We start from the raw sequence: 12,452 nt of genomic DNA on the forward strand, positions 1-12,452 counted from the left end.
AAAAAAAATTTACACAGTTTTGGGTGTTTTAAAGTACAGCAAAAATTTTCTACATCTGTTTTGGACTAACTAGGGGGTATTTACAAGATGTAAACGATTTATTTCTATTTTATTATTAATCAGTTTGTTATGCTTTTTATTTATCTTTCCTTCATTAATTTTGTGCCGTTTTTTTGGTGTATCTTAATTGTGCTTTGCCATCTGGCATAAAATAAGTACCGTATTTGACCAGTCCACCTTCTTTAAAATAACAGACTAATTCATAGCTAAGCACCATAGAATCTTTATTTTTCTCATCAATATTGATATTTATCGATTCGAGTCGTGGCTCATAAATGAGTAATGTTTGTTCTATAGCTCTCATTAACACGTAAGCTGATGACGGTAATGCCTGAAAGATAATGGACATGTCCGGTAACCCATAATCAGGCATGTGGTTAATAGCCCCTACCCGACTATTTAGAATACGCTCGATATTATCCATTACACTTATAATGGTTTGTTCATTTTCGGCTATTTCATCTATAGGAATACCAGACTCAAAATAGCCATATAAGATGTCATATAATGAAGCACTCATTTACTTTTCTTCCATAAGTTTAATGCTATATTGGCTAGCGATAATTTGGCGTGGTTCAGTAATATAAAGATCACCACGTTCCAATACTATTCGCCAACTGTTATCTTTTAGATTCGGTTCTTTGAAAAGCGCTATCACGCCTACTGCATCTGCTTTTTTATCAAATGGCGTATCAATTGAAATAGATGTATCTGGTTTTAATACAACTTCTTTACTTTCAATGAGTGATTCTTGTAATATTTCACTATCATTATCAACGAGTTCCTGATAAGAAGCAGCGTTAAAATTATCAGCATCTTTTAATTGATAAATTCGGATCACAACGGGTGATGATCGCCCATCATCATCTGAATTTAATTCAGCTCTTGCTTTTAGATCTAAATGTAATGTTCTGACATTCCATTTAAAAACAGAATCCTTGATTTCAACTGCCGTTTCGCTTACACTTTGAGCTATACCACACCCCATTAGCGAAATAATTAATAAACTAACAAGTAATGTTTTAATTATTCTCATTTTTAGTCCCTTGATTGATATACTTGATAATCAATACCTGAATAGCCACCCAAATAAACTTTGATTTCGTCTTCAACAGGTTGATTATTTCTGCCAGTTTTAATAAATGAAGCAGTTAATCCTAATCTGCTATTTCTTGATTTTAGTTGGCTTCTGGGTAGAAAAATTCGCTTAATACACAGCGTTATTTTGGCATCTACACGATAGCCTAAATAAGCACGTAATAAAGCTAAAATATCATGAAATAATTGTCCATCAGGCAATAGCTCAGCAATTTGATGTTCGTGTTGAGGCGTGATAACAATATGAATACTTTGATTACACTCTTTAAAACGTGAACCCAATGCAGCACCACCATTTAATCCGATTCGATGTGGCCCTTGACCGCCTAATTTTGCTGGATAATCAATTGACTGCCAAATAGGATAAAATTCGCTTACACTTACTTGCGCATCATCGACCATCACACGCACTAATCCGATAATGCCTTCTGCTGTTCGTGTTTTTTGAGACATTAACCCTAATAGCGCAAAATATCGAGATCGTGGCGTACCTATTTGTTCAATGGTACCTTTTACACCTAATCCTATTAAACCAGACAAACATTTTGATACTGGATCGCGCCCACCACTTAAATAACATGCTGGATAATGATACTTCAACCAAATACGATAAAATTGAGTAATGAACCGATGATTGAACATATCCAAAAAATCAGTCATGGATTGATAATTTTCTTCTCGCCGGATAATTTTGTCAAGCAAACCAAGCGGTAATACAGCATCAACCCCATACAACCCTAAAAAACGCGTTCTAACTGTTGTTGGACGATTTATATAGGGTGCTTTTTCTATATATTTCAGCTCACTTGCTGGGAAAGACATATCCACTGAAGGAGCAAAACGCAACGGATCTGCAGCTGGTGATTCGCTTTTACCCAATATAGGTTCGTCTGCATATAACTGCTCAAGTAACTGACAAAAACGATAAAAATTAATTTTTGGCAGTTGCTTTTCAAGCATCTGCATTAAAGGACTGTTTTCGATGTTTTGCTCTGGTTCCATACAATTTTATTTCCTGTAGGTAGACTAATAATAACCAACTGTGTAAATAGATTAACATCGGCATATAAAGCAAAAAACTGATGTAATAATTCACCGAACAGTATTACATCACCTTCCCCGGTAAATTGAAAACTATTGATAGTTACTTCAATTTCAATACCTCGTTGCAGCATACCTTTAACTGTACGTTTAATCATTCGATGAGAAACTTCAACGATACCTTCTAATCTTCTACGATTAAGTTCGTTATCTGTCCAGTCATATAATGCTAGTGTTCCTCGTAGAACTTCAGCATTCATTAGTGACAAATAATTTGGGGCAAGATGCGAAAGAACACGCCAATAAAAACGATCCTCTGTTGGTGGATAGCAAGGTATTGTTGGAGAACAAAGATTTCGTACTTTAGCAATATTACCATTTGAGTCAGAAAGATCATGAATTCGAGCATTACGTAAAGCTTTACGAGGTAACATACCATTAGTACCTGTTATACGTAACGATAAAGTCTCGGTTTCGAGCATTTCATTTTTATCCCAAATTTTACCGCCCAAAATCAGCCATGTGTCATGTAAACCGGAAGCACCTCTTCTTACTCGAGTATGATAATATCTTTCTGGCGCATCATGACGTAGCATACCTCCACGGTGTTTAAAACTCGTGAATGGAACATAGCGATAACGTCCATCACGTGTAATAGCTTCTACATGTTCAACAGAATAAACTTCAACATGCCCATCTTGACGTAATAAAGGGCGAAGTAAATATTCGCTTTCTAGCTGATTTACTACAATAGGATCGGCTTCCATATCAAACAAATTGATGACTGGCACGCAATGCAAACGAATATTATCATCTCCAAAAGGCATATCGGTTGGCCATGATTGATTGAGCGTCAATTCAATATCAATATAAGTACATGCTTCTGATATATTGCTTGTTTTTAAACCATGTAAGTCAACAAACATAAATTTTTCACGAAATGCAAAATATTCAAGTAGAAGTTGATAGCCAGAAAATGCGTTATCAGGTTTTAACCATAAGCGGTCGTCTTCGCTGAATCCAACAGGGGTAATATGACCATTTAACAAAACTCTTGTTTCAGGATCATCAGAGTAACGAACGTGAATTGAGCCAACTTTCTGCGTTAAAACATGATGTAGTGTTGATGCGATGGGGGCATCTGCATTTAAATAAAAACGTAAACATGATAAATCCAACTGTTCAAAGTCAGCCAGTTCAGTAATACTCAACCGAACAGTAATCATACTACGACCATCATGGCTTAGCCCTAATCTTGCTTGGCTTATTTTAAGAGGTCGTAAAGTGACATCTTGTGTTGTTCTAAATAGGCACCGTGTACCGACATGCCCTAATGGCTCAGATTGCACTTGCAATCCCTTTGGAATGACTTCTTCACGTGATAATGTCGTATAATTTGGCGTAAGTTCCACAATCGATAATGATGGGATCAGTCGTAAATAGTGAGGCCAAAGTAATGTCACTAAACTTTCCGTTAATTCAGGTAAGTCGTCATCAATTTTTTGACGTAAACGACCAGTTAGAAAAGCAAACCCTTCAAATAAACGCTCTACGTAAGGATCACGATCACCGACACGATCTAAGTTTAACAAACTAGCTCTATCAGGATGTATTTTGGCGAATTCTTTTCCTGCTTCTCGCAAATACCGCATTTCTGATTCGTAATAGCGTAAAATTAAATCATCCATTTTTCATCTCTTTATTTTTTTATATATTCTGTTTAGTAATATCGTTACTGAAACTAACTACCCCATTAATAAGGTCCTTGATTAACTCTACATAACACTTAATGCTCTAGCTGGATCAAGTTGCATTAATTCGTGCTGTAACAAATCAATTTTTTCTGAAAGCTCGGGTTTAAAGCTATCTTTCAGTTGATTTTTTTGCTTCATTAGTTTTAATAAAAACCGTTTAACATCAAATATTAATTCTGGTTCCCACTGTAAAAGTGTCATTGTTTGCTGTTGACTATTGAGACCAAGCAATAATTTCATAGCGATATCTTGTTTACCCATTTGCTCAGCGACTCTTGCTTGCGTATATTGCAGCAGATAACGTTGTTTAGGCGAGCGTAAAGTAGGTAAATTTTGCAACCACTGAAATGCCTTTTCAATACTTTCACTATGCGCCAATTCTAACGCTTGTTTTTCAATTTCATTCCAGTCATTTTCGCCAGAAATCGAAATTGGCTCAATACTGTCGCCTTCATCTAAATGATGAATGCGCGCATTGGTTGCAATCCAATTGAGCGTTTCATCATCGGCAAACGGTGTACCATTATCAAATGAAAGCCGTTCTATGCCGTTTAATCTTTCAAGCATCAATCCAATATCCGCTAAAAATATGTCCGCCCAAGCTTGATGTGGTGCCCCCATTTTCTGTAATGCCATTACTGTTGCTCGTTGTAAATCAAGCCAAAAATGGTTTGCACCTTCCATAAAAGCCGCTTCCACACGTTCAAAAAGCTCTGCCCATTGTTGTTGGATGATTAAACGACTAATATTTTGTTTAAGTTCTGTTCTTGGTGCTGGTAAACGAGTTCGTCCTCGATGATCTGCAGGAGGCAAATCGACAATGGTATCCCAACGTAATATTCGTAAAAAACGACCTGCTGCAAGATATCCTTCTGGCTTCTCTCTTAAAAATGCAGCCATTTTGCGAGCTTGATCAAGTAAGTCTCGTTGGGAACTAATTTTAGCATCCGATAGTTTTGGAAAAGATTCTGGCATTGAATCAGAAACGGGCATAGATGATGATGCGTTTTCTGGTTGAGTACTTTTAACGGGTTGCTTTAAATTATTGCTAAAAAAATGAACAAGCGCAGAAAGATCGGGCGCTTCAAGCTTTTGTTCCAGTGTTTCACCAACAAACAGCGTTTGACAAATACTATCGATCTGATTTAGTGCTAAAATAATTCGCGAAAGACACTTTTCTGAAATTGGTTGTAATTGGGTAAGTGGCTCAAGAAACCTTGCATTTGCTAGCCATTCTATCGCATTTTTACGAATATTATGCCGAGAAGGGTAAACAGATGTTCCAAATTTTTCAAGTAAACCTGCTAATATTTCAACACCTTCGGCATAACCATTGGCGCCATCAAGATGTAACCGAGCCAAACAATAATAAGTAACAACACGCACATCTTTACTATTTTTCTTCAAGATATTTTCACTTTCCATTGCAACTAACTCGTAATCAATTCCGGAAAGCTTGGCGATTTCTTCTTTTATTTCCTGAAAAGTATCGTGATAGGTTAAATCTTCACCCGTTGGTTTATCGAGACTAATTGGCTTTAGCCAATCAGCCCACTGTAAAATTAGATTTTTTTTAGCTGATTCACTTGAATCTTGTGATTCAAATAAACGGTTTAACAATTGGCTAAACATAATAATCTTCCATCATTTAATTAATTTTCAAAAACTCTATTAGGTAATGTAAAGTTACGCAATTTTAATAACGTTAGTGGTCCTTGCCCCAACTGTGTACGTAAAATATATCGTAATCTACCTTTCTCTGATACTTTCCAAACCAACTCATAGCGACTTGAATCAAGTGGTTTAACTGATGCTTTTTCGAGTAGTCTTATCAAAGACCAATCACCATTGAAATAATCATAGAGCTTTAATCCTGTTTCATCAGAACTCCAACTTAACTGTGAATAAGGTGAATAACCATCACCAGGCCAATTGAATCGTTGCCAAGTTGGTGCTTGGTTATAATATTCTAATTTTTGTTTATTAATTATTAATTCAGTTCGGACAATATTATTACCACTGCGTGGCATTAGATCAAAGGCTAAACTAACATCACCCGATGTGATTAATTCAGATGATAAATCGTTAAATAACTCCAATGCTTTGATAAATTTCGGTGAAAAATTAAGCCCTTGAGCATTCACCGTATTGACAACCCATCTGCCCCCTTTCTTTTCTAAGACACCACCTAATTCATTTATGATAAAGTTGTCGATAATGCCTGTATCACTACGTAAAAAACGAGCAAGTTCAGCAAACGAAGCTTCATTTTCACTATTTTTGAAAGGATAACGACCCGCAAATGACTTTTCCCATTGATGCACAATATAATTTTGCCAAATTTCGTTAAAACTTTCAGTCGCAGGGGTTAAAACGACCTGCCACGATTGCTCAAGCGGTTGTTTAAATAAACTATGCCCAAATCCAGACCATTCATTACCTAAATTAGCGGCAATTAAATTTCCGTAATCTCGTGTTTCGGTCAAGTCAACTGAAGTACCTTTAAATACACTTTTAGCAAGTCCTTGCATCATTGCTTTAGGATCTGCACTATTGGTAACATTTTGCAATTTTAAGCGTACTTGTGTGACTCGTGAAAGATATGTCTGTAATGAAAGATTATTATTATTTTCATTTTTGATTAAGCTTACGATAGGTGAAAAAGTTTCAGTTAAAGGTCCTGAAGCCTCATTATTTGCTAATGGAATAACAGATTGGTTCTTTTTGCCCATGATTTGCTGTGTAGTACGAATTAAATTATCTGACAGTCCATCGCCAGAATAATCAACTTCAGACTGATATTTAACTACATTGATTAATGCAATTAAAGGTGATTGACGATTATCAGCCAGTAAAGTTAATTGTTCAATAACATCAGACACATTATTAGCTGGTTGCCATTGAATATTATTTAAAAAATACGCCCAAGATGCTCCATATTCACTAAAATAACGATCTTTTAATTGCTGTTTTAAAACATCGGGAGATATTGAAGCAATTAAATTGCTTTGGCTATCTTCGCCCAGTACCCAGTCAATTTGCTCTTTACGTGATTTAGCTGCACTATTAATTTCATTTTTAATGGTATCTTCCCATGCTTTTCGGGTAAAAATACCGGGAACTTCAACATCATTAATAAAGAGAATATTGCTATCAATTCCTTCAAGTAATTGATTTAAATTTTGATTGGTATATTGTTGACTTGCACGCTGAATAATATTTTGATAAAGCGTGTTAACGGCATTTTGAACACCAATTTTATTAATCAATATTTTTTGTATGCCATTGACCAAACGTTTGTCTTCTTGAAGCGCCCAGTCTGGTTTACTTTTTAATACTTGTCCCCAAAAACGGATAAGATCTGGCATTAATCGTTGCCAATCACCATCACTAATACCTTCTGGTGCTCGCCATTTTTGTGAAGCGAATTGACTTAAGTAAATACCATCGCTTTTATCCGGATGACTTAACATTAAATAAGCCTTTAAAAAATCATAAGCTGAATCGACTAATTTCAAACGCTCTGGACTATCTGGTGGTAACTCAGTTAGCAAGGTTAAATAATCTGTCATTAGATTATGAAATGGCGTTGCAATATTTCTGGAATTGGTCACTCGATAAGAAAGCCACAGTTTTCCCAAAAGTTCATTATTATGATTCAAACCAAATCGATAGCTAAATGGAGCACCGTGTTGCTTACGATAGAGTAACTGCTCAATACGTTGTTGTAATGCAAATTGGATTTGTAATTTGGTTGTTAAGTCTTGTTGAACCGAACTATCCGCATTTTTTACTAATTTAATACTATCGTTGATAAGTGTTGAATTTCGGAAATATGAGTTTAAAGCACCTAAACCAAAAAGCGTTGAAACACCAAGCAAAAAGATGCAAAACACCATTCCCCAATCAATGCCCATACGTTTTCCTAACTGTGCATTGGCATCATCACTAATTGATTGCCAAGTTGGGGTCATCACTAAATAGTTATCAAAATTTAATTCTTCATGTTCTGAAAAGACTTGATGAGGTACAAAAAATAACCCTCGAACATAAGGTGAATATGGAAAAGCTGTAAACATTCCCAAATAACGCTTAATGTTTTCAATATCACCTTTAGTTAATTTTTGACTTATTTTTAATAAAAAATCGTGAGTAATTGAGCCTTTAACTTGTTGCATTCCTCGTATACAACATTCTTGAGACAATTTATACAATGACGTGTCGACTGATTGCAACGATTCTTGATTTAATAGTGGGAAAATAACGCCTACACTTTGTTCGATACGACCTACTTGATGCCATTCACTATTTTGTGGCGCAACTAAATAGAGCGGAGCTGACCACTTCAACAATTTGTCACATGCTTCTATTTGTTGTAAAGCCTTTTCAACCAACACTTGCTGTTGTCGATTACTGTCAAGATAATATTTAGGCATTACCCATATAATTGCATTCAACGGTTTAGCCGCAAAAGGAATACAGCGAGAAAAACGTTTTTTTAATGTCAATAACCAAGATGTATCAAGATCATGTTCAATATCACCGCCATAAACCATCAACGTTTTATCACATAATTGCCATTTATCGTCTTGTAAATTAGAGAATACAGACTCAACATCAGCATATGATCCAATAACAAGACACTTTCTAATTTTATAACGCCAAAAAAGACCATGACGATGACGCATAAATTTGACTGGTTCCAAAAAAGAATCAGTAACGCTTTCTTTTTTTTGTTTTTTGGTATCAATATCAATATTCGTTTTATCATCTTCACGGAAAGTAAATTTTAAAACTTTAAGTAAACCCCAATATGTAAGACTATCAATGTGACTTAGAAGTAGCGCAATAACTAAAACGCTCAAAGTTCCAATAACTTTTTCAGTTGGCCAAATCAAAAATGAAAAGGTGTCTTGCCAAATCAAAAAAATTAAAACGATTGCAATTATTAGCAACAACATCATCCAAACAAATCTAAACTTTTTCATTTTTTTCACTTCTCTTATTTTCTTCTTGCAAACAGGACACAACCGAAGCCACAAGGTTAGGCTTACCTATTACTATTAATTGTTTATTTTTCGTAAGAAATGCATTATCAATCGCCAATGCTAACCCTAACATATAAGTACAACAGCCTGCATAACCTATCGAAGATTCAATATTAAAAATATTTTCAGATTCAAACTCGATTTTATTTAAATGATCCTTAATAATTGATTCTAATTCATATGAGACACCGTTAAACCAAACAGCATCAAAATTTGAATCGATGTTATTTGCCCAGTGCAATGCATCATCAATTGTTTGGGGGAGTGTGGATTTTTTTTCACAACGGTGGACTTTAATCAAAAATGGATGATCATTTAAAAGAAACAGTTTTTTATCAACTTTTTCGCCTGCTAACAAAAACATCGAAGCAAATTCACCATCTTTATCAGTGGGTGCATAAAACATTCGGGCGGTAATAAGTAATAATAATTCATGATCATGATCGCTATCGTCTAACCATGATTCAATAAAGGTATCTGATTTATTGGGATTTTCAATAATAATACTTGACGGTCGGCGAACAATTTTACCTAATGTTTTCGACCATAATTTAGTTATCTTATCGCTTGATTCTGTTGGCTCAACAAATAATCTCACATGCAATTTTATATCACGAGGAATTAAAGCTAGCTTTTCATCTAATAACTCTTCCCATGTGATAAAAATAGGTTTTAAGCGTTCACAAAAATCATCACTAGTACAATTATCAGGAATAGGTAAACTTGAATGATTCGTCGCACTAGAAGATTTAGGATGAGACTTTTTAGTCATGACTAATTTGTTTTCTTTTAATTTACTGGCATTTTCAAACTTACCATATTCAGTAACAAGAGAATGCTCTAAAACATATAAACCTCGTTGCGCATAATTAATCAATTCTTGTTTACGCGTTTCACGACGAATATTCCATTCTCGATTATAAATTTTACGATAACCATAAAGATAATAGTTATATAAAAAAAGCAAAACCCAAGCCAATAAAGGATAAATAATTATTCCTGATATAAACTGATCGTTAGGAACGCTATAACTAAAACTCAAAGCAATAGTGATGATAGTTCCAATCAAAATGAATACCAGAAGTAAAACTCCCCAAAACAAACGATTAAATTTTTTTACTTCAGGTTTAGGATCAGATAATAATGTTAAATCAACTGGCATTAACCTTTCCCTACTTTTGGTACAGATGAGATTAAAGAACAACCGCATGCACTTTTATGACCGTCTAAAGCAACCTTTTTGCCTTGATCAGTAAAAGTTGATTCACCTTCGATAATAGGGTTAATTCCATGATTTTTTTTGGGGCAACTGACTAAATCACCTTCCCTTGCTACAGGTATACCTAAAACTTTCATTGTTGATGATGCAGTGATAACTTTTCCTCCATGATTTGTTGCATCACCAAGACGAATCACACCTCTTAAATTACTCATTCTTTTTATTTCCTTTATTATTTCCTTAAATTTTTTACATATATTAACCCAATTTTATAGAAACAATAATATTTTTTTGCAAAATGATATTCTTAACCAATTAATTTTACTGTGTTTTTATTTTTTTATAGTAAAAGTTAATTTACCTACAATAACTTAATGCATATAAAGAAACGCTTTATTGCCTTGGCTATCTGTTTTAACTTTGAGTAAAAAGCATGCCGTGTAATTCATGTTTCAAACAAGTAACCTAATAATGATAAGAAAGTTATAAAATATAAAAACCACTTACGCTCTTGCGTAATCGTAAAGTTCCATCACTTTTTTTAGAATAATAGTGGAGACCTGTCAGAAGGCGTTTACCTTTCCCCATAGATTGTACTGAACCATGACCTTCGTATAAGCGATAAATCTCCGGATTTTTTATCCAGTTGGGCACATTTTCCATATGGTAACTAAAATGTACCATTGGCATATTTTTCAATTGATAATCCACTTTTTGTATTCTTTCTACCACCACTCGACCAAAACAGAAGTTAGTTCCACCCCACCAATCTTTATCTAGATATTTACGGCCTTCATCGGTTAAATCATAACGATACAGTGGTTTATCACCATCATACCCCACTAGCTCTTCAGTAAATAATCCCTCTTTGGCATATAGGGAGAGTTTTAAATTAACATCATTATTTGCAGCAATCTTATCCCACCGATCTTTGGGGTTTATCTCGCCTTCTAGATAGTGTATGGTATAAGGATACATATCATTAAATATCTTGCCAACTCTTAGGCAAATAGCTCTATTACCATTGGGATTAATGTCGTCATTTTCTTTCTGGATTCGGGTTTTATAATCGGTGTTATCACAACCGGTTAGTAGCGATAATAGGACGACTAAACTACAACTTGAAACTAAATGTTTTATTTTTTGATTGTTCATGATTATTACCTGTTTTTTTGATTGCTTTATTCTATGACACCGCCCACATTATCGACTAGCTCATCAAACCAACTGACCACCTTATATTGATAAGAAAGCAGATAAGGAAAGGCTTGATTACCTTGACTGTCTGTGTCATAACTTAATTGATAATGCGCTAAATTATTTATTTTTAAACAAGCAACTTAATGATTAAAATAAATTTATAAAACAAGTCCACCACTTACACCACGAGATAATTTTAAAGTGCCATCACTTTTTATGCTGTAGTAATGAATGCCCTTTGCCAGTTTATTGCCTTTGACTACCGTTTCCATACTGCCAAAACCTTTATATAAGCGATAAATCTCCGGATTTTTTATCCAGTTAGGCACATTATCCATATGGTAACTAAATATCACCATTGGCTTATCTTTCCATTGATGATCCACTTTCACTATTTTTTCCACTACCACTCGACCAAAACAGAAATTGGTGCCTCCCGACCATCTTTTATCAATATATTTACGGCCTTCATCGGTTAAATCATAACGATATAGCGGTTTATCACCGTCATAACCGACTAATTCTTCGGTAAATAATCCTTCTTTGGCAAACAAGGATAGTTTTAAATTAAGTCTATTATTCTGTCTAATTTTATCCCATGGATCTTTGGGGTCTATCTCTCCTTCCAGATATTGAATCGTGTAGGGATACATATTATTGAATAGTTTGCCAACTCTTAGGCAAACAGCTCTATTACCATTGGGATTAATGTCGTCATTTTCTTCCTGAATTCGGGTTTTATAATCGGTGTTATCACAACCCGTCAGTAGCGATAATAGGATTAAACTACTACTTAAAAGTAAATGTTTATGTTTTTTATTGTTCATGATTATTACCTGTTTTTTTGATTGCTTTATTCTATGACACCACCCACATTATCGACTAGCTCATCAAACCAGCTGACCACCTTATATTGATAAGAAAGCAGATAAGGGAGCGCTTTATTGCCTTGGCTATCTGTGTCATAACTTAATTGATAATGCGCTAAATTATTTATTTTTAAACAAGCAACTTAATGATTAAAATAAATTT

The 12,452-nt window shown here is 34.6% G+C and carries 10 protein-coding genes; all 10 read right to left on the bottom strand.

Annotation, left to right across the window (positions count from 1 at the left end):
* Window positions 1–154: 154 nt before the first annotated feature.
* The 10 genes from tssE to GQ590_RS11225 all read right to left on the bottom strand — a co-directional run bounded on the left by tssE (window position 155) and on the right by GQ590_RS11225 (window position 12,247).
* Window positions 155–580 (bottom strand): type VI secretion system baseplate subunit TssE, encoded by a 426-nt coding sequence (gene tssE, locus GQ590_RS11180; protein ID WP_160409025.1) that lies wholly within the window; start codon window positions 578–580, stop codon window positions 155–157.
* A complete protein-coding gene (tssJ, locus tag GQ590_RS11185; protein WP_160409027.1) occupies window positions 581–1,096 on the bottom strand; it encodes a type VI secretion system lipoprotein TssJ in 516 nt (171 codons plus the stop codon).
* Between the two features lie 2 nt (window positions 1,097–1,098).
* Entirely contained in the window at window positions 1,099–2,160 is a 1,062-nt protein-coding gene (gene tssG, locus GQ590_RS11190) for a type VI secretion system baseplate subunit TssG (protein ID WP_160409029.1), read from the bottom strand.
* On the bottom strand, window positions 2,124–3,887 hold the full coding sequence (gene tssF / locus GQ590_RS11195; RefSeq protein WP_160409032.1) for a type VI secretion system baseplate subunit TssF: 1,764 nt from the start codon (window positions 3,885–3,887) through the stop codon (window positions 2,124–2,126). The genes tssG and tssF overlap by 37 nt, the downstream gene beginning before the upstream one ends.
* A gap of 87 nt (window positions 3,888–3,974) precedes the next feature.
* Entirely contained in the window at window positions 3,975–5,585 is a 1,611-nt protein-coding gene (tssA, locus tag GQ590_RS11200; RefSeq protein WP_160409034.1) for a type VI secretion system protein TssA, read from the bottom strand.
* A 20-nt stretch (window positions 5,586–5,605) separates the two neighbouring features.
* Entirely contained in the window at window positions 5,606–8,941 is a 3,336-nt protein-coding gene (locus tag GQ590_RS11205; protein ID WP_160409050.1) for an ImcF-related family protein, read from the bottom strand.
* Window positions 8,928–10,163 carry a hypothetical protein gene (locus GQ590_RS11210; protein ID WP_160409052.1) on the bottom strand — a complete coding sequence of 412 codons (1,236 nt, stop codon included), beginning with the start codon at window positions 10,161–10,163 and terminating at the stop codon, window positions 8,928–8,930. Before GQ590_RS11210 ends, GQ590_RS11205 begins: the two co-directional genes overlap by 14 nt.
* Window positions 10,163–10,435 (bottom strand): PAAR domain-containing protein, encoded by a 273-nt coding sequence (locus GQ590_RS11215; protein ID WP_160409054.1) that lies wholly within the window; start codon window positions 10,433–10,435, stop codon window positions 10,163–10,165. The genes GQ590_RS11210 and GQ590_RS11215 overlap by 1 nt, the downstream gene beginning before the upstream one ends.
* A gap of 268 nt (window positions 10,436–10,703) precedes the next feature.
* Complete coding sequence (locus tag GQ590_RS11220) at window positions 10,704–11,375, bottom strand: hypothetical protein (protein WP_160409056.1); 672 nt, start codon at window positions 11,373–11,375, stop codon at window positions 10,704–10,706.
* Window positions 11,376–11,578: 203 nt separating this feature from the next.
* Entirely contained in the window at window positions 11,579–12,247 is a 669-nt protein-coding gene (locus GQ590_RS11225) for a hypothetical protein (RefSeq protein ID WP_160409058.1), read from the bottom strand.
* Window positions 12,248–12,452 lie beyond the last annotated feature (205 nt).

The sequence above is a fragment of the Gilliamella sp. Lep-s35 genome (assembly GCF_009795845.1).
Classification (GTDB): Bacteria; Pseudomonadota; Gammaproteobacteria; order Enterobacterales; family Orbaceae; genus Gilliamella.